The 19,618-nt window shown below is 65.5% G+C and carries 18 protein-coding genes and 2 tRNA genes; 3 read left to right on the top strand and 17 right to left on the bottom strand.

Features of this window, described 5'->3' with window-relative positions; genetic code table 11:
* Positions 1 to 5 precede the first annotated feature (5 nt).
* From deoC to JOD62_RS13615, 4 genes are all read right to left on the bottom strand, one after another.
* Positions 6 to 968: a deoxyribose-phosphate aldolase gene (gene deoC, locus JOD62_RS13630; RefSeq protein WP_204940221.1), complete on the bottom strand. Its 963-nt coding sequence runs from the start codon at positions 966 to 968 to the stop codon at positions 6 to 8.
* 35 nt (positions 969 to 1,003) lie between these two features.
* Entirely contained in the window at positions 1,004 to 1,951 is a 948-nt protein-coding gene (locus JOD62_RS13625; RefSeq protein ID WP_204939786.1) for a sugar-binding transcriptional regulator, read from the bottom strand.
* Positions 1,952 to 2,100: 149 nt separating this feature from the next.
* A complete protein-coding gene (locus tag JOD62_RS13620) occupies positions 2,101 to 2,751 on the bottom strand; it encodes an ATP-dependent Clp protease proteolytic subunit (protein ID WP_204939785.1) in 651 nt (216 codons plus the stop codon).
* 22 nt (positions 2,752 to 2,773) lie between these two features.
* Positions 2,774 to 3,370: an ATP-dependent Clp protease proteolytic subunit gene (locus JOD62_RS13615; RefSeq protein WP_204939784.1), complete on the bottom strand. Its 597-nt coding sequence runs from the start codon at positions 3,368 to 3,370 to the stop codon at positions 2,774 to 2,776.
* 160 nt (positions 3,371 to 3,530) lie between these two features.
* Between JOD62_RS13615 and JOD62_RS13610 the strand changes: the two genes are divergently transcribed.
* The gene (locus JOD62_RS13610; protein ID WP_204939783.1) at positions 3,531 to 4,430 is read left to right on the top strand and encodes a hypothetical protein; all 900 of its coding nucleotides are present in this window, start codon (positions 3,531 to 3,533) and stop codon (positions 4,428 to 4,430) included.
* A 3-nt stretch (positions 4,431 to 4,433) separates the two neighbouring features.
* On the opposite strand, the gene JOD62_RS13605 is transcribed toward JOD62_RS13610, so the two are convergent.
* The 3 genes from JOD62_RS13605 to JOD62_RS13595 form a co-directional block, all read right to left on the bottom strand.
* Positions 4,434 to 4,916, bottom strand: coding sequence for a tetratricopeptide repeat protein (locus JOD62_RS13605; RefSeq protein ID WP_204939782.1), 483 nt, complete (start codon positions 4,914 to 4,916; stop codon positions 4,434 to 4,436).
* A 68-nt stretch (positions 4,917 to 4,984) separates the two neighbouring features.
* Positions 4,985 to 6,427 (bottom strand): trigger factor, encoded by a 1,443-nt coding sequence (gene tig, locus JOD62_RS13600; protein ID WP_204939781.1) that lies wholly within the window; start codon positions 6,425 to 6,427, stop codon positions 4,985 to 4,987.
* Between the two features lie 69 nt (positions 6,428 to 6,496).
* Positions 6,497 to 6,570: transfer RNA gene (locus JOD62_RS13595), tRNA-Pro, on the bottom strand.
* A 155-nt stretch (positions 6,571 to 6,725) separates the two neighbouring features.
* Between JOD62_RS13595 and JOD62_RS13590 the strand changes: the two genes are divergently transcribed.
* Both JOD62_RS13590 and JOD62_RS13585 read left to right on the top strand, forming a co-directional pair.
* Positions 6,726 to 6,796, top strand: a tRNA-Gly gene (locus JOD62_RS13590).
* A 98-nt stretch (positions 6,797 to 6,894) separates the two neighbouring features.
* A complete protein-coding gene (locus JOD62_RS13585; protein WP_204939780.1) occupies positions 6,895 to 8,115 on the top strand; it encodes a hypothetical protein in 1,221 nt (406 codons plus the stop codon).
* Between the two features lie 116 nt (positions 8,116 to 8,231).
* Here JOD62_RS13585 and JOD62_RS13580 read toward each other — a convergent pair whose 3' ends face one another.
* The 10 genes from JOD62_RS13580 to uvrA all read right to left on the bottom strand — a co-directional run bounded on the left by JOD62_RS13580 (position 8,232) and on the right by uvrA (position 19,599).
* A complete protein-coding gene (locus tag JOD62_RS13580; protein WP_204939779.1) occupies positions 8,232 to 8,588 on the bottom strand; it encodes an RNA polymerase-binding protein RbpA in 357 nt (118 codons plus the stop codon).
* Complete coding sequence (gene secG / locus JOD62_RS13575; protein ID WP_204939778.1) at positions 8,588 to 8,836, bottom strand: preprotein translocase subunit SecG; 249 nt, start codon at positions 8,834 to 8,836, stop codon at positions 8,588 to 8,590. The genes JOD62_RS13580 and secG overlap by 1 nt, the downstream gene beginning before the upstream one ends.
* 74 nt (positions 8,837 to 8,910) lie before the next feature.
* The gene (gene tpiA / locus JOD62_RS13570; protein ID WP_204939777.1) at positions 8,911 to 9,702 is read right to left on the bottom strand and encodes a triose-phosphate isomerase; all 792 of its coding nucleotides are present in this window, start codon (positions 9,700 to 9,702) and stop codon (positions 8,911 to 8,913) included.
* Positions 9,693 to 10,907, bottom strand: coding sequence for a phosphoglycerate kinase (locus JOD62_RS13565; RefSeq protein WP_204939776.1), 1,215 nt, complete (start codon positions 10,905 to 10,907; stop codon positions 9,693 to 9,695). Before JOD62_RS13565 ends, tpiA begins: the two co-directional genes overlap by 10 nt.
* 7 nt (positions 10,908 to 10,914) lie before the next feature.
* Complete coding sequence (gene gap / locus JOD62_RS13560) at positions 10,915 to 11,925, bottom strand: type I glyceraldehyde-3-phosphate dehydrogenase (RefSeq protein WP_204939775.1); 1,011 nt, start codon at positions 11,923 to 11,925, stop codon at positions 10,915 to 10,917.
* 102 nt (positions 11,926 to 12,027) lie between these two features.
* The gene (locus JOD62_RS13555; protein ID WP_204939774.1) at positions 12,028 to 12,654 is read right to left on the bottom strand and encodes a superoxide dismutase; all 627 of its coding nucleotides are present in this window, start codon (positions 12,652 to 12,654) and stop codon (positions 12,028 to 12,030) included.
* A gap of 151 nt (positions 12,655 to 12,805) precedes the next feature.
* Positions 12,806 to 13,783, bottom strand: coding sequence for a DNA-binding protein WhiA (whiA, locus tag JOD62_RS13550; protein WP_204939773.1), 978 nt, complete (start codon positions 13,781 to 13,783; stop codon positions 12,806 to 12,808).
* 66 nt (positions 13,784 to 13,849) lie between these two features.
* The gene (rapZ, locus tag JOD62_RS13545; RefSeq protein WP_204939772.1) at positions 13,850 to 14,722 is read right to left on the bottom strand and encodes an RNase adapter RapZ; all 873 of its coding nucleotides are present in this window, start codon (positions 14,720 to 14,722) and stop codon (positions 13,850 to 13,852) included.
* A 72-nt stretch (positions 14,723 to 14,794) separates the two neighbouring features.
* Complete coding sequence (gene uvrC, locus JOD62_RS13540) at positions 14,795 to 16,711, bottom strand: excinuclease ABC subunit UvrC (RefSeq protein ID WP_204939771.1); 1,917 nt, start codon at positions 16,709 to 16,711, stop codon at positions 14,795 to 14,797.
* Complete coding sequence (gene uvrA, locus JOD62_RS13535) at positions 16,711 to 19,599, bottom strand: excinuclease ABC subunit UvrA (RefSeq protein WP_204939770.1); 2,889 nt, start codon at positions 19,597 to 19,599, stop codon at positions 16,711 to 16,713. The genes uvrC and uvrA overlap by 1 nt, the downstream gene beginning before the upstream one ends.
* Between the last annotated feature and the right edge of the window lie 19 nt (positions 19,600 to 19,618).

The raw sequence follows: 19,618 nt of genomic DNA, 5'->3' as shown, positions 1-19,618 counted from the left end.
TGCTCCTAGTCGATGGTCACGTAGTCGGGGCCGGAGTAGTGGCCGGTACGAAGCTTCTGGCGCTGCAGGAGAACGTCATTCAGAAGACTGGAAGCGCCGAAGCGGAAGAGGTGCGGCTGCAGCCAGTCCTCCCCCACGGTCTCGGCAACGAGAACGAGATACTTGATCGCGTCCTTGGACGTGCGGATGCCACCGGCGGGCTTCACACCGATCTTCTCGCCGGTCAGGCGGTACCAGTCGCGCACGACCTCCAGCATGAGCAGCGTCACGGGCAGAGTGGCCGCAGGGGCGACCTTGCCGGTGGACGTCTTGATGAAGTCGCCGCCCGCCAGGATGGCGAGCCATGACGCCCGCTTGATGTTGTCGTAGGTGTTCAGTTCCCCCGTCTCCAGGATCACCTTGAGCGAGGCGTAGCTGCCGTCCTCACGGCGGCATGCTTCTTTGACACGCACGATCTGCTCGAAGACGAGTGCGTAGTTCCCCGAGAGGAACGCGCCGCGGTCGATGACCATGTCGATCTCATCCGCGCCGGCAGCGACGGCCTCACGGGTGTCCGCGAGCTTGATGGCCATCGATGAGCGACCGCTCGGGAACGCCGTCGCCACGGCGGCGACGGAGACGCCACCGTGATCCGGGTCGCCGTGCCGTGCGCCGAGCGCCTCGACCGCGTAGGGCACCATGTCGCCGTAGACGCAGACAGCGGCGACCAACGGGGTCGTCGGATCCGCGGCATCCGGGTTCATCGCCTTCGCGACGAGCGATCGCACCTTCCCCGGTGTATCCGCACCCTCCAGCGTCGTCAGGTCGATGAGCCGGACGATCGTGTCGAGCGCCCACGCCTTGGACGTCGTCTTGATCGAACGGGTGCCGAGCGCCGCAGAGCGCTGCTCGAGCCCCACGGCATCGACGCCAGGCAGCCCATGCAGGAAGCGCCGGAGTGTCGCGTTGTCGGGTTCACCACCCAACATGTCTTCCGCCGTCCGGCGGGTGAGTTCACTTGTCGTCACTTCTCCTCCAAGAGTGCTCGAGCGGTTTCTTCGTCGGTCACGAGTACGCTGCACAGCCCCGTCGTCACGACGGTGCGGGCGATGTCGTATTTGCCGTGACCGGACGTCACGAAAATGGCGGTCTCCGCGGAACGCAGGCGGTCGAGCCCCAGGCCGACCGTGCGCGCATCCAGCTCAGGAGCGACGATATGGCCGTCCGCGTCGATGTAGCGGCCGAGAACGTCGCCGACCGCACCGCGCTGGGCGAGTTCGAGGATGTCGTCGACACTCAGGTAGCCGTTCTCGACATGCGCAGAATGACGGTCGCACGCACCCGCCGTGAAGAGGAAGGCGTCCGCGGATGCGGCCTGCTCAAGGACTCCCGCCACCGTGCGATCGCTTTCGATCGCCTGCTTGGTCTCCAGACGCTCCAGGATCGCGGGGCTGGGCAGCAGCGCGACCTGACCGTTGCCACGCTGGGCGATCGTCGCCGCGAGGGAGGCCGCCCCGCCGGGACGGCGATTCACACTGACGCCGCCATTCATCTGTACGACCGTGACGCCGTGCGCCCATCGCTCGGGCAGCCGCTCTGCGGTCGCGGTGAGCGTGCGTCCCCAGCTGACCGCGAGCGTGCGAGGCACGGGTCGGAGCGCGGCCAGCAGGTCCGCCGCAGCCTGTGCGACGCGCTCCAGCGAATCCTCGCCTTCCCCCGAAGAGGGGACGACGACCGCGTCCGCGAGCCCGAATCGCTGGCGGAGCTCTCGCTCGACGCCGAGCCTGCGAGCACGCGGGTGCACGATCTCGATCCGAACGATCCCCGCCTCGCGCGCCTGAGCCAGCAGACGACCGACCTTCCAGCGCGAGATGCGCAGCAGGCCGCCGATCTCGTCCTGTGTCTTGTTGTCGTCGTAGTAGAGCTCCGCGACACGCACGGCGAGCAGCTCGTCGTCGAGAGTGATCGTCATGCCTCGACCATACGCCCGTACCTGCGTACGCGCACCGCATTGCTCATATGAGCACGAACGGCGGGGGCGCTGCACATTCGCTCAGACCGGATTGCGACGCGAAAAGGGGGTGACCCGGATCATCCGAGTCACCCCCTTTTGCGCTGCGCTCAGGAGAGCGGCGTGCGCTTGCGGCTGGTCAGCACCTGGTCGACGATGCCGTACTCCAGGGCCTCCGCCGCCGAGAGGATCTTGTCGCGATCGATGTCGCGGTTGACCTGCTCGACGGACTTGCCCGTGTGGCGGGCCATCGTCTCTTCGAGCCAGGTGCGCATGCGGAGGATCTCCGCGGCCTGGATCTCGATGTCGGATGCCTGACCGTGGCCTGCTTCACCCATCGCCGGCTGGTGCATGAGCACACGTGCGTTGGGCAGGGCGAGGCGCTTGCCCGGCGCTCCGGCGGCGAGCAGCACGGATGCCGCCGACGCCGCCTGACCGAGAACGACCGTCTGGATCTGCGGCGCCACGTACTGCATGGTGTCGTAGATCGCGGTCATCGCCGTGAACGAGCCACCCGGCGAGTTGATGTACATCGTGATGTCGCGCTCGGAATCCTGGCTCTCCAGAACCAGGAGCTGAGCCATCACATCGTCGGCTGAGGCGTCGTCGACCTGCACGCCGAGGAAGATCACACGGTCTTCGAACAGCTTGTTGTACGGGTCCTGGCGCTTGAAGCCATAGGCGGTGCGCTCTTCGAACTGCGGAAGAACGTATCGGCTGGACGGCAGGTTGCCGGCTGAGCGGAAGGTGGGGGTGTGCATGAGAGTCCTCTCGCTCCGGTTCCTACTTGGCGTCCTGGTCGGTGCCGCCGCCGCCGATGACGTCGGTGGCCGACTCGCGGATGTGGTCCACGAAGCCGTACTCCAGCGCCTCCTCAGCGGTGAACCAGCGGTCGCGGTCACCATCGGCGTTGATCTGCTCGACGGACTTGCCGGTCTGCGCTGCCGTGATCTCGGCGAGGCGGTTCTTCATCGAGATGATGAGCTGCGCCTGCGTCTGGATGTCGCTGGACGTACCGCCGAAACCGCCGTGCGGCTGGTGCAGCAGCACGCGGGCGTTCGGCGTGATGTAGCGCTTGCCCTTGGTGCCCGCGGTCAGCAGCAGCTGGCCCATCGAGGCCGCCATGCCGATGCCGACGGTGACGATGTCGTTCGGGACGAACTGCATGGTGTCATAGATCGCCATGCCCGCCGTGATCGACCCGCCGGGCGAGTTGATGTAGAGGTAGATGTCACGCTCGGAGTCTTCTGCGGCGAGAAGAAGGATCTTCGCGCAGATCTCGTTTGCGTTCTCGTCTCGCACCTCTGAGCCGAGCCAGATGATGCGATCTTTCAGCAGCCTGTCGAAGACGCTCGTCGCGACGAGGGGTTCTGCAGCCATGTCAGCTCCTGTTTCCGTGTTCGGTGATTCGAATCTACCGGCGCCGACGCGGTGCACCGCGCGTGTTCGCCGTCGGCATATCGCGCGTCTCTCCCCGTAGCCGGAGACCGTATGACGCCATGCGGTCTGCGGCCGCACGGAAGCCCGGTACCGTCGAGGTATGTCTGTCTCCGCACCACCGCTCGGCCTGCTCCTTGACGTCGATGGCCCCATCGCCAGCCCGGTCAGCCGTTCGATCGCGATCGACTCGATCGTGCAGGATCTCGTCACCCTCGCGCACGCGGGCGTGCCGATCGTCTTCAACACCGGGCGTTCGGACGCGTTCATCCGTGACGAGGTCGTCGAGCCGCTGCTCGCGGCAGGTCTTCCCGAGCACGCGCGCGTGTTCGCCGTGTGCGAGAAGGGAGCGGTCTGGTTCGAGATCACGCCTCGCGGAGTGGGCGAGATCCACGTCTCCCCCGAACTCGCCGTGCCTGCGCCCTACGGAGAGTCCATCGAGCGTCTGGTCTCGGAGCGCTTCTCCTCGCACATGTTCTTCGACCACACGAAGCGGGCAATGGTCTCGGTCGAGCAGCACACGTATGTCGACAACGCGGACTACAAGCACCATCAGCGCGACTTCGACGCCGCAGCCTTCACGGAGATGGCTCGCCACGATCTGGGCGTCGAGCACGACGGCCGCGAAGCGCCCGCATCCGCGGCCACGATCGACTACCGGATCGACTCGACCATCATCTCCACCGACATCGAGTCCATTCGCCTGGGGAAAGACCTCGGCGCACTCCGGGCGATCGAGCTCCTCCTCCCCCAGGGGCCGCTGCCGATCCGCTGGCGCACCGTCGGCGACTCTCGCACGGACTACGCCATGGCTGATTGGCTCCACGAACAGGGGTATGACGTCGCGCACGTCGACGTGCGCCCCGCCGATGGCGTTCCGGAGACGCCCTATCCCGTCCTCACCGCCGGTGAACTCATCCACGATGAGGCCGGGGCAGCATTCCTCACCCGCTGGGTCGAGATGGTGCAGGGCACCGCGATCAGCGACGACGACGTGCGGTGATCCTCAGTCTGTGGCGTCAGACGCGAGCTCAGCCGCGTAGGCGGTGACTGAGCGCGTGTACCGAGGCAGGTGGGGCGCGAGCGCAGCGAGTGCGACGCTCGCCGCCTCTTGTGCCCGCCCGGCGGAGACGAGCGCGAGCGCATAGAAGGCGGATGCGGCATCCTGCAGCTCCCCGCCGCGACGGCGCTCCTCGGCCAAGAGAGTCAGACTCTCTTCAAGGCGTCCGAGGTTGCGCAGCGTGCTCGCGAGCTGGATCACGGCTTGCGAACGGAGACCTTCCTCGAGCCCACCGCGCAGGGCGGCGCGATAGAGCGGCTCTGCGTCCTCCTCCAGACCCGCCGAGTCGCGCGCGCCGGCCTGCTCGAACAGGGCCTGCGCATCCCCGGGCGCCCGCTCCGCAGCCAGCGCATCGATCGCGCGCACACGCGCCATATCGTCCAGCGCCTCGTCCGCCCAGACGGCATCCACCCGCTCGTGCCAGCTCATCCGCTCATCCTCTCTGAGACGACGAAGGGCGGATGCCGCAGCATCCGCCCTTCTCCACACCGACCGAATTACTCGGCGGCGTCAGCCTTCTTGGCCGGAGCCTTCTTTGCAGCCGGCTTCTTGGCGGGCTTGGCTTCTGCGTCGTCCGCGGCAGCCTTCTTCGCCGGAGCCTTCTTCGCAGGGGCCTTCTTCGCGGGCTTCTCCTCCGCAGCAGCGTCTTCGGTCTCGTCCTCGTCGACGGCGATGAAACCGCTGAGGTCGACAGCCTTGCCGTTCGAGTCCACGACCTTCACCTTGCCGAGCGCAATCGCGATGGCCTTGTTGCGCGCAACCTCGCCGACGAGAACAGGAAGCTGACCTGCAGACTGCAGCGCCTCGACGAACTCCTGCGGAGCCATTCCGTACTGCGCAGCCGACTGGATCAGGTACTGCGTCAGCTCGTCCTGCGACACCTGGACGTTCGCGTCCTCGGCGATCGCGTCGAACAGCACCTGCGTGCGGAACTGCTTCTCGCTCGCCTCGGTGACCTCGGCGCGGTGCTCGTCGTCCTCAAGGCGACCCTCACCGTCGAGGTGGTTGTGCACCTCGTCTTCGATCAGCTTCGGCGGGACAGGGATCTCGACCTTGGCGAGGAGCGCCTCGATGAGCTGGTCGCGCGCGGCAGAGCCCTGCGCGAACACGCCCTGCTGCGAGACACGCTCGCTCAGGCTCTCGCGGAGCTCGGCGATCGTGTCGAACTCGCTCGCGATCTGGGCGAAGTCGTCGTCAGCCTCGGGAAGCTCGCGCTCCTTGACAGCCTTGACCGTCACGGAGACCTCCGCCTCGGAGCCGGCGTGGTCGCCGCCCACGAGCTTCGAACGGAACGTGGTGTCTTCGCCAGCCGTCAGCGACTCGATTGCGTCGTCGATGCCCTCGAGCAGCTCGCCCGAGCCGACCTCGTAGGACACGCCCTCGGCGCGGTCGATCTCAGCGCCATCGATCGTCGCGACGAGGTCGAGCTCGACGAAGTCGCCCTTGGCTGCGGGACGGTCGACCGGAATCAGGGTGCCGAAGCGCGCACGGAGGTTGTTGAGCTCCTCCTCGATCGCGGCCTCATCCGTCTCGACGGCGTCGACCGTGAGCGTGATGTCGTCGTAGCTGGGCAGCGTGATCTCGGGACGGACGTCAACCTCGATCTCGACGAGCAGGTCGCCGGAGAAGTCCTTCTCGTTCGGCCACTGGGTGATGTCTGCCGACGGGCGACCGACGATGCGGATCTTGTGCTCCGCGACGGCCTCCTGGAAGAAGCGGTCCAGACCCTCGTTGACGGCGTGCTCGATGACCGCACCGCGGCCGACGCGCTGGTCGATGATCGGCGCCGGAACCTTGCCCTTGCGGAAGCCGGGGATCTGCACGTCCTGAGCGATGTGCTCGTAAGCGTGCGCAATGCCGGGCTTGAGGTCTTCCGGGGTGACCGTGATGTTCAGCTTGACCCGAGTCGGGGTCAGCGTCTCAACGGTGCTGTTCGCCATGCTGATGTTCTCCTTGTGAATGACCCGCGCACTTCAGCGGCGCGGTCGAGAGGTGTCACGTATACGACGTCGGGGCGACAGGATTTGAACCTGCGACCTCCCGCTCCCAAAGCGGGCGCTCTACCAAGCTGAGCTACGCCCCGGATGAACCCGCGCACGCGGGAACGGCCTCGACGAGTCTAACGGACAAGAGCACCCCCCAACGTCCGCTATGATCAATGAGTCCCCTTCCGGAAGGTCGGGTTCCGCAGAATCAACAATTGAATATCCACGACCGGTGCGATTGAGCCCCGGAAACGGGGCTGTAGCTTAGTGGTAAAGCCTCTGTCTTCCAAACAGATGATGCGAGTTCGATTCTCGTCAGCCCCTCCGATCCTGAACGCCCCGCCACTCGGCGGGGCGTTCTGCATTTCACGCACGACGACCGCGATAGAGTCGCCTCACGCCCGAGCGACAGGAGTCTGCATATGACAGAGCCGATCGTCCACCCTGGGCCCCCGACGTCCGGCCGTCATGAGCTTCCTCCGCAGTTTCACGGTGGAGCGGCCGACGCCACAACTCCCCTCGCCGTGCGGGCACGAAGCCAGAGACGGTGGATCTATCCTGCGGTCGCCGTGCTGATGCTGTGCGTCGGCGCGGGTGTGCAGCTCGCCTCTCATCTCGCCTACGACGATGCGCGCGCGAAGTGGGAGGACGCTTCCGGCGATTGGGAGCGCACCCGCGAGGAGTCCGCTGCGCTCGTGCTGCAGACGCAGGGTACGGCAGCCGCCGGACGCACGATCCTGAGCGTCGGGACGGATGCGCTTCTTCCCGCCCAGGCGCGCGGAGAACTCGAGGTGGCGCTGAAGAGCGCGGAAGACGCGGCAGCGGAAGCAGACGCGAAGATCACGAGTGATGCGGCGGCCTCGCCGAGCAAGCCCGCGTGGTTCTGGTCGCTCATCCCCGCCGCGGCCGCGCTGCGAGAAGACACCGCTGCGGCTCGCGAAGCCGACGCCGACCTCGAATCACTCGCGGATGACCTGGACGTCGCGCTCGACACGCTCACGACAGCGGGCAGCGCCGCCCTGGTCGGTGCTGCCGGCGCCGTTCCCGCAATTGAGACCGAGAACCGCTGGGCGCGCACAGCCGACGTCATCGCTCTGCGGGAAGCAGGTGTCGACGCGGCAGCAGCGGGTTCAGACTTCGACGAGCTCTCCGGCGACATCTATCAGCACCTCGAACAGGCGGTCGAAGCTGTTCGCGTATCGGCGGCTCAAGAACTCGACGAGAAGTCAGGCGATCTCTATGACGTGCGCCTCGAGATCGAGGACTACGCCCGCTCCATCGCCGGGGGTGTGCTGCTCGACTTCGACTGGGCGGACATCGTGAACGGACATGGCGACAACGGGAGCGCGGGAGGAACCGCGACCTGGAACTCCGCTTCGGGTGGCTTCTCCACCATCACGCTCTCCAACTCTGTGGCCGAGATGTGGCCCAGCGATGTGATGCGCGCCCTGGTCACCCATGAGGTGGGGCACGCGATCGCCGCGAAATGCTGGGAGAAGTTCGACTGGGAGGATCAGGCCGCGAACGAGGCCTGGGCGACGGCCTGGGCGCTGAGCATGGGTCACACCGCTGAAGGCAACGGCGCCTCACTCTACGGATACCCGGAGCAGAGCATGATCGACGCCGCCGCATCCTGCCGCTGACGCGCAGAATCAGCGCACTCCCACACACCGCTGAAACGAGAACTGCCCCTGGCAGAGCCAGGGGCAGTTCTCACGAGAGCGGTCGCTGCCGCGTCTTCTTCGCGTGGTCGTTCAGATCAGATCTGTCCGCGACGCTCACGCAGCTGCGTCAGCGCGTCTTCGAGCAGCTGTACAGCCTCATCGTCGGTGCGACGTTCCTTCACGTAGGCGAGGTGCGTCTTGTACGGCTCGGCCTTCGCGATCTCCGGCGGGTTCTCCTTGTCACGCCCTGCCGGCAGGCCGGTCTGGGGGTGATCGATGACCTCGGGGATCTCCTCCTCCGGGAGGCCCGCGGCGAAGTAGCGAACGGTCTCGTTGCCGAGGCCGTCCCAATACGACACCGCGATGCGGTCTGCGTGGTAGCCGTGATCCTGCTCGCCCATGGGACCAGAACCCACACGGGTACCGCGAATAGCGTTTCCTCCGGTAGCCATCAGATGACCTCGAACTTCGTGATCAGGCCCAGTGCGACGATGGCGATGAACCAGACGAGGGCGAGGATGATCGTGAAGCGGTTGAGGTTGCGCTCAGCGAGACCGGACGAGCCGGCTGCCGAGGACATGCCACCACCGAACATGTCGGAGAGACCGCCACCGCGACCCTTGTGAAGAAGGATCAAAAGGGTCAGCAGAACGCTGGTGATGCCCAGCAGCACCTGCAGGACAAACTGAAGAATCTGCACGAAATGGCCTTTCAGGCGGACGGGGCTGTCCGCATAACGGTCAAGTATACGTCGAGGGTGTCAGCGAACCCGCGTCACACACCGACGTGCTTCTGGAACCGAATGATCGAGCTGAACTCATCGGCCAGCAGGCTTGCGCCTCCGACGAGCGCACCGTCGACGTCGGGCTCCCGCATGAAGGACGCGATGTTCGAAGCCTTCACCGAGCCACCGTAGAGCACGCGGGTGCGTGCTGCGGCATCCGCATCGAGAACTGTGGAAAGAACGCTGCGCAGTGCAGCACACACTTCCTGTGCCTGCGCCGGCGTTGCCGCCTGGCCGGAGCCGATGGCCCAGACCGGCTCGTAGGCGACGACGATCTCCGCAGACGCCGGAACACCCTCGAGAGCGGCCTTGAGCTGACCGGCCGGAACCGCGCTCGCACCGAACTTCTCGAGATCCTCTGCCGTCTCGCCGACGCAGATCACCGGCACGAGTCCGTGCTTGAGCGCGGCCTTGACCTTCGCCGCAACGACATCGTCGCCCTCGGCGTGGTATTCGCGACGCTCGGAGTGGCCGATGATGACGTACTTTGCGTCGAGCTTGGCAAGGAACGCACCCGAGATCTCGCCCGTGTAGGCACCCGAGTCGTGAGCAGACAGGTCCTGCGCACCGAGTGCGAACGGGATCTTGTCGGCGTCGATGAGCGTCTGCACGCTGCGCAGGTCGGTGAACGGCGGGAAGACCGCAACCTCGACGGTGCCGTCTTCGTGCTTGGCATCCTTGAGCGTCCAGTGCAGCTTCTGCACGAACGCGACCGCCTGCAGGTGGTCCAGGTTCATCTTCCAGTTGCCCGCAATCAGCGGGGTACGAGCGGTTACGCCCATCCGAGCACCTCCAGGCCGGGGAGTTTCTTGCCCTCGAGGAACTCAAGGCTTGCGCCTCCGCCCGTCGAGATGTGACCGAACTGGTCATCGCTGAAACCGAGCTGACGCACGGCCGCAGCAGAGTCGCCACCGCCGACGACGCCGAGGCCGTCGACCTCGGTCAGCGCCTGTGCGACGGCTTTGGTTCCGGCGGCGAACGCCGGGAACTCGAACACGCCCATCGGGCCGTTCCAGAAGACGGTGCGCGATCCGCGGATCGCCTCCGCGAAGCGGGCAGCCGTCTCCGGGCCGATGTCGAGGCCGATACCGGATGCGCCGAATGCCGTGCTCTCGATCGCGTCAGCTGCGACGGTCTCGTGCGCAGCATCCGCAGCGAACGACGCCGCGACGACGACATCCGTCGGCAGGACGATCTCGACACCGCGCTCCGCCGCCTCAGCCAGGTAGCCGCGAACCGTGTCGAGCTGATCCTTTTCGAGCAGGCTCGATGCCACAGCGTGACCTTCGGCCGCGAGGAACGTGAACAGCATGCCGCCGCCCACGAGGATGCGGTCGACGCGCGGGAGCAGGTGCGAGATCACACCGAGCTTGTCGCTGACCTTGGAACCACCGAGGACGACCGTGTAGGGGCGTTCGGGGTTCTCGGTCAGACGATCCAGCACGTCGAGTTCGGTCGCGATCAGCAGTCCCGCAGCGGACGGCACCTGCTGCGCGAGCTCGTAGACACTGGCCTGCTTGCGGTGAACGACACCGAAGCCATCGGACACCAGCGCATCGCCGAGCGATGCGAGCTGCGTCGCGAACTCCGCACGAGCCTGCGCATCCTTCGAGGTCTCCCCCGCGTTGAACCGCAGGTTCTCGATCACGACGACATCGCCGTCTTCGAGCGAGGCCACGGCCTCCTGTGCGGACTCGCCCACCGTGTCGCGAGCGAACGCGACCGGCTTGCCGAGCAGCTCCGAGAGTCGCTGAGCGACCGGCTCGAGGCTGTACTGCGGGTCAGGCGCGCCATCCGGCCGTCCGAGGTGCGAGCAGATGATGACGCGGGCGCCCTGGTTGATCAGGGCGTTGAGGGTCGGCAGCGATGCGCGCACGCGGCCATCGTCCGTGATGACGCCGTCCCGCAGGGGAACGTTCAGGTCACAACGAACGATGACGCGCTTGCCATCGAGCGAACCCAGAGATTCGAGGGTGCGCAGACTCATATGCGGATCAGAGACGCTCTGCGACGTACTCGGTCAGGTCGACGAGACGGTTGGAGTAGCCCCACTCGTTGTCGTACCAGCTCGAGACCTTGACCAGGTTGCCGCTGACGTTGGTGAGCGTCGCGTCGAAGATCGAGGAGTGCGGGTTGTGCACGATGTCGCTCGAGACGATCTCGTCCTCGTTGTACTGCAGCACACCGTTCAGACGGCCCTCAGCAGCAGCCTTCTTGTAGGCGGCGTTGACCTCGTCGACCGTGAGGTCGTCACGGTCGGTGATGAGGGTGAGGTCGACGATCGAGCCGGTGGGAACCGGAACACGGTAGGACGAGCCCGAGAGCTTGCCGTTGAGTTCCGGCAGGACCAGGCCGATGGCCTTGGCAGCGCCGGTCGATGCCGGGGTGATGTTGATGGCGGCGGCGCGGGCGCGGCGAAGGTCACCGTGCGGGCCATCCTGCAGGTTCTGGTCTGCGGTGTAGGCGTGTGCCGTCATCATGAAGCCACGCTCGATGCCGAAGGCCTCGTTGAAGACCTGCGCGAGGGGCGCGAGGCAGTTCGTGGTGCACGAGGCGTTCGAGATGATGTGGTCAGTCTCGGGGTTGTAGGTCTCTTCGTTGACGCCCATGACGATGGTCGCGTCGTCGCCCGATGCGGGAGCCGAGATGAGAACCTTCTTCGCGCCGGCCTCGATGTGCTTCTTGGCCAGCTCTGCCTTGGTGAAGAAGCCGGTCGACTCGATGACGATGTCGACGCCCAGCTCACCCCACGGGAGGTTGGCGGGGTCACGCTCGGCGAAGGCCTTGATCTCCTTGCCGTTGACCGTGATGCTGTCGTCGTCGTAGCTGATGTCAGCGTTGAGAACGCCGCCCACCGAGTCGTACTTCAGCAGGTGTGCGAGGGTCTTGTTGTCGGTGAGGTCGTTGACCGCAACGATCTCGATGTCTGCACCCTGCTCGAGTGCCGCGCGGAAGTAGTTCCGGCCGATACGGCCGAAGCCGTTGATTCCGATCTTTACAGACACGGAGGTCTCCTGTTTCTCAAAGCGCATGACGCGCGATTGCGTGGAAGGCAGCAGGACAACGGCGTCCCGACGGGCGTGATTCCCATCGGGACGCCCGTTTGTTTACGACAGTACCAGCAGGCCCGAGGTCTTCTCGCGCGCCGTTACGAAGCGCTCGGCGACGTTCTCCCAGTTGGCGAGATTCCAAGCGGCCTTGACGTAGTCGGCCTTCACGTTGAGGTAGTCGAGGTAGAAGGCGTGCTCCCACATGTCGAGCTGGAACAGCGGCACCGTGCCCATCGCGGTGTTCGCGTGCTGGTCGAACATCTGCTGGATGATGAGGCGCTCACCGATGACGTCCCAGCTGAGCACCGCCCAGCCCGAGCCCTGGATGCCCATAGCCGCAGCTGTGAAGTGCGCCTGGAACTTCTCGAACGATCCGAAGAACTCGTCGATGGCTGCCTTCAGCTCACCCTCGGGCTCGCCGCCACCGTTCGGCGAGAGGTTGGTCCAGAAGATCGAGTGGTTCACGTGGCCGCCGAGGTTGAACGCGAGGTCCTTCTCGAGCTTGTTGACGTTCGCGAGGTTCCCCGTCTCACGTGCCTCGGCCAGCGACTCCAGCGCGGTGTTCGCGCCGGCGACATACGCGGCGTGGTGCTTCGAGTGGTGCAGCTCCATGATCTTGCCGCTGATGTGCGGCTCGAGGGCCGAGTAGTCGTAGGGAAGGTCGGGGAGCGTGTAAATCGCCATTTCGGTTCATCCAATCCGCGCCGCGCCGCGGCGCTTACAGGGTCCTCGCGCCGCCGAATGCGGCAGGAGGCCGGACATCGTTCATCCTACTGAGGGCAACGCCGTCGTGGCCGGGTTCCTTCCCGTTCCGTGGAGACGGTGAGCGACGCGCTCAGTTGTCGAGGCCTGCGGGCACCGCCGACTCGGTTCCCGGAATGCCATCGGCCTGCGCACGCTTGTCAGCCATCGCGAGGAGACGTCGGATGCGACCCGCCACGGCGTCCTTCGTCAGCGGCGGATCTGCATGGTGCCCCAGCTCGTCCAGGCTCGCGTCACGGTGCGAGAGGCGAAGCTCCCCCGCCATCCGCAGGTGATCGGGCACATCCTCACCGAGGATCTCGAGCGCGCGCTCGACGCGCGCGCAGGCGGCGACAGCGGCCTGCGCAGAACGACGCAGGTTCGCGTCGTCGAAGTTCACCAGACGGTTGACACCAGCGCGCACCTCACGGCGCTGACGCATCTCTTCCCAGGCTGCTGCGGTCTTCTCCGCGCCCATGAGGCTCAGCAGGGCGCGGATCGATTCGCCCTCGCGCACGACGACGCGGGGCATCCCCCGCACCTCGCGGGCCTTTGCCGAGATGCCGATGCGATGCGCCGCCCCGACGAGGGCCATCGCGGCCTCTGACGTCGGGCAGGCGACCTCGAGCATGGCCGAACGGCCGGGCTCGCTGAGCGAACCCGCGGCGAGGAAGGCACCGCGCCACAGACCGGCGAGCTCTTCGCGGGAGCCGGTCGTGAGACGGTTCGGAAGTCCACGGACCGGACGGCGACGCTGGTCGAGCAGCCCGGTCTGGCGAGCCAGGGTCTCGCCAGCCGCGATGACACGGACCGCGTAGCGGGCACTCTCGTGGCCGGACGCCCCCTGCACCTGGGCGATCTCGGGACGAACACCGAAGATCTCCGCGAGATCACGAGCGACGCGGCGAGCCAGCAGCTCCGCATCCACCTCAGCTTCGACAGCAACGCGGTTGGCAATCGAGTGCAGTCCGCCGGCGAACCGGAGGACCGCCGTCACCTCCGCGACGCGCACTGTCGGAGGCGCATTCCGGATGCTGACGAGTTCTGCCTTGACGTCGGTGGTGAGTGCCACGAGACTCCTTTTCGCTCCCTGTGCCGGATCGCGACACAAGGGACTAGCCTAGTCGGCTCTCAGACCTCATTCACGCCCGAGGTCGCGGTGCCGCACACTGATGGACACACCGGGGACGGCGGCCAGACGGCGGGAGAGCTCGATCGCCATCGCCACAGAGCGGTGCTTTCCGCCTGTGCAGCCGATCGCAACAGTCGAGTGACTCTTGTTCTCCCGCTGGTAGCCCTCGAGCACGGGCACGAGCGCCTTTTCGTACGCATCGAGGAACTCTTGCGCACCGTCGCGCGAGAGCACGTATTCGCTCACCTCACGGTCTTGACCGTCATGGTTGCGAAGCTCCTCGATCCAGAACGGATTCGGCAGGAAACGCATGTCCGCCACCAGATCGGCGTCGGAGGGCATTCCGTACTTGAATCCGAAACTCATGATGGTCAGGCGGTGACGTGCGGCACCCTCTTCGGCGAAGAGAGCGGACACGTCGGTCACGAGACGATGGATGTTGAAGGTGGAGGTATCGATGATGATGTCGGCGGCCTCGCGAATCGGCGCGACGCGTGTCCGTTCGAGGCGGATGCCGTCGAGCAGCGTCCCGTCGCCCTGAAGGGGGTGCGGCCTGCGGACCGACTCGAATCGGCGCACGAGCACATCGTCTGAGGCGTCCAGGAACAAGACACGGACCGAACCGTGGTCCCGCAGCGCGCGAGTCACCTCAGGGAAATCATCGAAGAGGTTGCGGCCGCGCACGTCGACGACCGCAGCGACCTTTGGAAGAGCAGCGCCACCGAGATTGGCCAGATCGAGCAGAGGCCGCAGCATCTGCGGCGGGAGGTTGTCGACGACATACCATCCCAGGTCTTCCAACGCGTTGGCCGCCGTCGAACGCCCCGCGCCCGACATGCCCGTGACGATCAGAAACTCGCCCTGGTCGTCGACACTCATGATCTCTCCCTCGCTTTCGTCCAGCGTACCGAGAATTCGAGGTTCACGGAGCGAGTACGCACACCCACACGGTCATCGCGCGAGATGCACGCGGATGCTCTCCGCGAGTGCCGGCCCGATACCCGGCACCTCGCGTATCTGCTCGCTCGTCGCTGCGCGCAATGCCGTCACAGACCCGAAGTGGCGAAGGAGCACCTTGATGCGCGTCGCTCCGAGCCCCGGAACTTCGGCGAGAACGGTCGTGATGTCACGTTTGCGCTTCTTGCGTTGATGCGTGATCGCGAATCTGTGGGCTTCATCACGAAGTCTTTGGACGAGATAGAGCGCCTCACTCGTGCGCGGCAGAATCACGGGGTACTCCTCCCCCGGCAACCAGATCTCCTCCAGCCGTTTGGCGATGCCGCAGAGTCCGATCTCCGGGTGTCCTGCGTCACGGAGCGCCCGCGCCGCCGCCTCCACCTGCGGCTTTCCGCCGTCGACGAGCAGCAGTTGCGGCGGATAGGCGAATCGAGGGCGCTTGCGGGAGGGCATCTGCTCAGATGCTTCCGCCGTCGATGAGTCCGGCACGACCGCCGCATCCGCACGCGCGTCTGAGCCGTTCGGATCATCGAGGTACGCGAGGCGCCGACGAAGCACCTGATACATCGAGTCGGTGTCGTCCGTCGTCTCTGCGATTCCGAACGATCGGTACTGGTCTTTACGTGGCAGGCCGTCTTCGAAGACGACCATCGATGCGACGACGTTCGTGCCGCCGAGGTGCGAGATGTCGAAGCACTCGATCCGAAGAGGTGCCTCATCGAGCCCCAGTGCCTCCTGCAGGTCGTTCAGTGCCTGCGTGCGGGCGGAGTAGTCGCTCGTCCGTCGCGTCTTGTGCCGGATCAGCGCCTGCTGGGCGTTGAGCGTCGCCGTGCGCATGAGCTCCGCGCGCTGCCCGCGCTGCGCGACCACGATCTCGACTTTGGCGCCACGGCGCTCTCGCAGCCACGCCTCCAGCTCGGCGTGGTCGTCGGGCAACGCCGGGACGACGACTCGGCGAGGCACATCTGGGCCCTTCGCATCGCCGTATGCGCGCTGCAGCATCTGATCGATGAGCTCGCCTCCGGTGATGTCGATCTCCTTGTCGATAGCTGTTGCGCGCACTCCGCGGACGCGGCCGCCGCGAATCACGAAATGCTGCACCGCGGCCGAGAGTTCATCCTCCGCGACGCCGAAGAGGTCGGCGTCCTCGTGATCGTCGAGGACGAGCGCGCTCTTGCCGAGCACCGCCTCGATCGCCGCCAGCTTGTCGCGATACCGCGCAGCGCTCTCGTAATCCATGGCGATGGAGGCTTCTTGCATCCGCCGTGTCAGCTCGCGGGTGAAGCGCTCGTCACCACCCTCCATGAAGGCGACGAAATCATCGACCATCGCCCGATGCTCGGCGATCGTGACCGTCATCGAGCACGGACCACCGCACTTGCCGATCTGCCCGGGAAAGCACGGTCGACCCGACTGCATCGCCCGCTTGTAGCTGGCGTCGCTGCATGTGCGGATCGGGAAGGCCTTGACCATCAGGTCGATGGTCTCGTGCACCGCCCAGACCTTCGGATAGGGACCGAAGTACTTCGCGCCGGGTATACGGCGATTGCGCGTCACGAGTACTCGCGGCGCCTCATCGGCGAGAGTGACCGCCATGAACGGGTAGGACTTGTCGTCTTTGTAGCGGACGTTGAACGGTGGATCGAACTCCTTGATCCACATGTACTCGAGCTGCAGAGAGTCGACGTCGGTCGGAACGACCGTCCACTCCACCGAACTCGCCGTCGTGACCATCCGCCGCGTGCGCTCGTGCAGCGTGTGCAGCGGAGCGAAGTAGTTCGACAGCCGCTGTCGCAGGTTCTTCGCCTTGCCGACGTAGAGCACACGCCCATGAGGATCGCGGAAACGATAGACCCCGGGGTCGGTCGGGATCTCTCCCTGCCGCGGCTTGTATGACAGCTGTTCGGCCATCAACTCGCCTTGCGCGCAGCGCGCCCCTCACCGAGGATCTCCGCCAGGAAGCGCCCCGTGTGGCTCTCTTCCACCTCGGCGATCTTCTCCGGCGTGCCGACAGCCAGGATCTCGCCGCCGCCCGATCCTCCCTCGGGGCCGAGGTCGATGACCCAGTCCGCGGACTTGATGACGTCGAGGTTGTGCTCGATCACGATGACAGTGTTTCCCTTGTCGACAAGGCTGTCGAGCACTTCGAGCAGCTTGCGCACGTCCTCGAAATGCAGACCCGTCGTGGGCTCATCCAGTACGTAGATGCTGCGTCCGTTGCTGCGACGCTGAAGCTCTGTCGCCAGCTTGACACGCTGCGCCTCACCGCCGGAGAGCGTTGTCGCCGACTGACCGAGACGAACGTAACCGAGACCGACATCGACGAGCGTCTTCATGTAGCGGTGGATCGCCTGAATCGGCTCGAAGAACTCGGCCGCCTCTTCGATCGGCATCTCAAGAACCTCGGCGATGTTCTTGCCCTTGTAGTGCACGGCCAGGGTGTCGCGGTTGTAGCGCTTGCCGTGGCACACCTCGCAGTCGACGTAGACATCCGGGAGGAAGTTCATCTCGATCTTGATCGTGCCGTCACCCGAGCAGGCATCGCATCGCCCGCCCTTGACGTTGAAGCTGAACCGGCCCGGCTGGTAACCGCGCACCTTCGCCTCGGGCGTCTCGCTGAACAGTGTGCGAATACGGTCGAAGACACCCGTGTAGGTCGCGGGATTCGAGCGGGGCGTGCGACCGATCGGCGCCTGATCGACGTGGATCACCTTGTCGAGGTTGTCCAGGCCGGTGACGCGCGTGTGCTTGCCCGGCACGGTGCGGGCGCCGTTGAGTCGCGCGGCGAGCACCTGATACAGGATGTCGTTGACCAGGGACGACTTGCCGGAGCCACTCACACCGGTCACCGCCGTCAGAACGCCCAGCGGGAAGTCGGCCGTCACATTCTTGAGGTTGTTCTCGCGTGCCCCGACAACCGACAGCATGCGCTTCTTGTCGAGCTTGCGACGCTTCTTCGGCGTGGGAATCGACCGGCGACCGGAGAGATAGTCTCCGGTCACAGAATCTTCATCGGCCAGGAGTGCCTCGTAGGGACCTGAGTGGACGACGACGCCGCCGCCCACGCCCGCGCCAGGGCCGATGTCGACGACCCAGTCCGCCGCCTCGATCGTCTCTTCGTCATGTTCGACGACGATGAGCGTGTTGCCGAGGTCGCGAAGCTTCAGGAGCGTGTCGATCAGACGTCGATTGTCCCGCTGGTGCAACCCGATCGATGGCTCGTCCAAGACGTAGAGAACGCCCGTGAGTCCCGAACCGATCTGGGTGGCCAGACGGATGCGCTGCGCCTCGCCGCCCGAGAGCGACCCTGCCGACCGGCTGAGGTTGAGGTATGCGAGACCGACTTGGAGAAGGAAGTCGAGGCGGAGGCGGATCTCGCGCAGCACCTGGGCGGCGATCTTCGCCTCGCGGTCAGTGAGGTGCAGCTTCTCCATGAACTCACGGGCATCCGCGAGACTCAGGTGCGAGACCTCCGCGATCGAGTGTCCGTGCACAAGCACGGCGAGGACATCCGGCTTGAGGCGGTCACCGTTGCACACTGGGCAGGGGACCTCACGCAGATACTCACCCCACCGTCCGCGCTGCGTGTCACTCTCGGCCTGGAGGTACTGACGCTCGATGTAAGGCACAACACCTTCGAACCCCGAGGCGTACCGCATCTCGCGACCGTAGCGGTTCTTCCACTTGACCGTGACCTTGTAGTTCTCGCCGCGCAGCACCGCCTCCTGGACATCTTCGGAGAGCTGGTTCCAGGGCGTGTCGAGCGAGAAGTCGAGGTCTCGAGAGAGCCCCTCCAAGAGACGCTCGTAGTACTGGAACAGCCCCTTGCCCTGCGTCGTCCACGGCAGGATGACGCCCTCACGGATCGAGAGCTCTTCGTCGCCGAGCATCAGGTCAACATCGACGGACATCCGCGTACCAAGCCCCGAGCACGCCGGGCAGGCCCCGAACGGTGCGTTGAAGGAGAACGTGCGCGGTTCGATTTCCGTCAGCGTGATCGCGTGTCCGTTCGGGCAGGCCAGCTTCTCGGAGAAAGACTGCCAGGCGTCATCCCCCTCTTCGTCCACGAAGTTCACCTGCATGATGCCGCCGGCCAGCCCGAGCGCCGTCTCAACCGAATCCGTCACACGGCCGAGGATGTCGCCTGCGGCGACCAGACGGTCGACAACGACGGCGATGTCGTGCTTGTAGCTCTTCTTGAGCGTCGGTGGCTCTGCGAGCTGCACCATTTCTCCGTCGACGATCGCGCGCGCGTATCCCTTCGCAGCGAGCTCACGGAAGAGGTCGACGAACTCGCCCTTCTTCTGCGAGACGACCGGCGCAACGATCTGGTAGCGCGTGCGCTCGGGCAGTTCCATGAGCTGATCAGCGATCTGCTGCACCGTCTGACGCTGGATCTTCTCACCGCACTCCGGGCAGTGCGGCACGCCGATGCGAGCCCAGAGCAGACGCATGTAGTCGTAGATCTCGGTGATCGTGCCGACCGTCGAGCGCGGGTTTCGGTTGGTCGACTTCTGGTCGATCGACACCGCAGGACTCAGGCCCTCGATGAAGTCGACGTCTGGCCGGTCAACCTGGCCCAGGAACTGCCGCGCATAGGCGCTCAACGACTCCACATAGCGTCGCTGCCCCTCGGCGAAGATCGTGTCGAACGCGAGACTCGACTTTCCAGAGCCCGAAAGCCCGGTGAACACGACAAGCGAATCGCGGGGGATGTCGAGATCGACGCTCTTGAGGTTGTGTACGCGGGCACCGCGAACGCTGAGTTTTCCGGGACTGACGACTGGTACGACTGGCACCCGACAAGTCTAAGAGGAG

The organism is Microbacterium keratanolyticum, assembly GCF_016907255.1.
GTDB classification, from domain to species: domain Bacteria; phylum Actinomycetota; class Actinomycetes; order Actinomycetales; family Microbacteriaceae; genus Microbacterium; species Microbacterium keratanolyticum.
The sequence above is the reverse complement of the archived record's forward strand: the minus strand, read 5'-3'. Positions and strand labels throughout refer to the sequence as shown.

What these genes read in the sequence shown, in the direction of transcription:
- deoC (WP_204940221.1), bottom strand. Translation starts at nt 968, where the DNA reads ATGTTGGGTGGTGAACCCGACAACGCGACACTCCGGCGCTTCCTGCAT.
- JOD62_RS13625 (WP_204939786.1), bottom strand. Translation starts at nt 1,951, where the DNA reads ATGACGATCACTCTCGACGACGAGCTGCTCGCCGTGCGTGTCGCGGAG.
- JOD62_RS13620 (WP_204939785.1), bottom strand. Translation starts at nt 2,751, where the DNA reads ATGCACACCCCCACCTTCCGCTCAGCCGGCAACCTGCCGTCCAGCCGA.
- JOD62_RS13615 (WP_204939784.1), bottom strand. Translation starts at nt 3,370, where the DNA reads ATGGCTGCAGAACCCCTCGTCGCGACGAGCGTCTTCGACAGGCTGCTG.
- JOD62_RS13610 (WP_204939783.1), top strand. Translation starts at nt 3,531, where the DNA reads ATGTCTGTCTCCGCACCACCGCTCGGCCTGCTCCTTGACGTCGATGGC.
- JOD62_RS13605 (WP_204939782.1), bottom strand. Translation starts at nt 4,916, where the DNA reads ATGAGCTGGCACGAGCGGGTGGATGCCGTCTGGGCGGACGAGGCGCTG.
- tig (WP_204939781.1), bottom strand. Translation starts at nt 6,427, where the DNA reads ATGGCGAACAGCACCGTTGAGACGCTGACCCCGACTCGGGTCAAGCTG.
- JOD62_RS13585 (WP_204939780.1), top strand. Translation starts at nt 6,895, where the DNA reads ATGACAGAGCCGATCGTCCACCCTGGGCCCCCGACGTCCGGCCGTCAT.
- JOD62_RS13580 (WP_204939779.1), bottom strand. Translation starts at nt 8,588, where the DNA reads ATGGCTACCGGAGGAAACGCTATTCGCGGTACCCGTGTGGGTTCTGGT.
- tpiA (WP_204939777.1), bottom strand. Translation starts at nt 9,702, where the DNA reads ATGGGCGTAACCGCTCGTACCCCGCTGATTGCGGGCAACTGGAAGATG.
- JOD62_RS13565 (WP_204939776.1), bottom strand. Translation starts at nt 10,907, where the DNA reads ATGAGTCTGCGCACCCTCGAATCTCTGGGTTCGCTCGATGGCAAGCGC.
- JOD62_RS13555 (WP_204939774.1), bottom strand. Translation starts at nt 12,654, where the DNA reads ATGGCGATTTACACGCTCCCCGACCTTCCCTACGACTACTCGGCCCTC.
- rapZ (WP_204939772.1), bottom strand. Translation starts at nt 14,722, where the DNA reads ATGAGTGTCGACGACCAGGGCGAGTTTCTGATCGTCACGGGCATGTCG.
- uvrC (WP_204939771.1), bottom strand. Translation starts at nt 16,711, where the DNA reads ATGGCCGAACAGCTGTCATACAAGCCGCGGCAGGGAGAGATCCCGACC.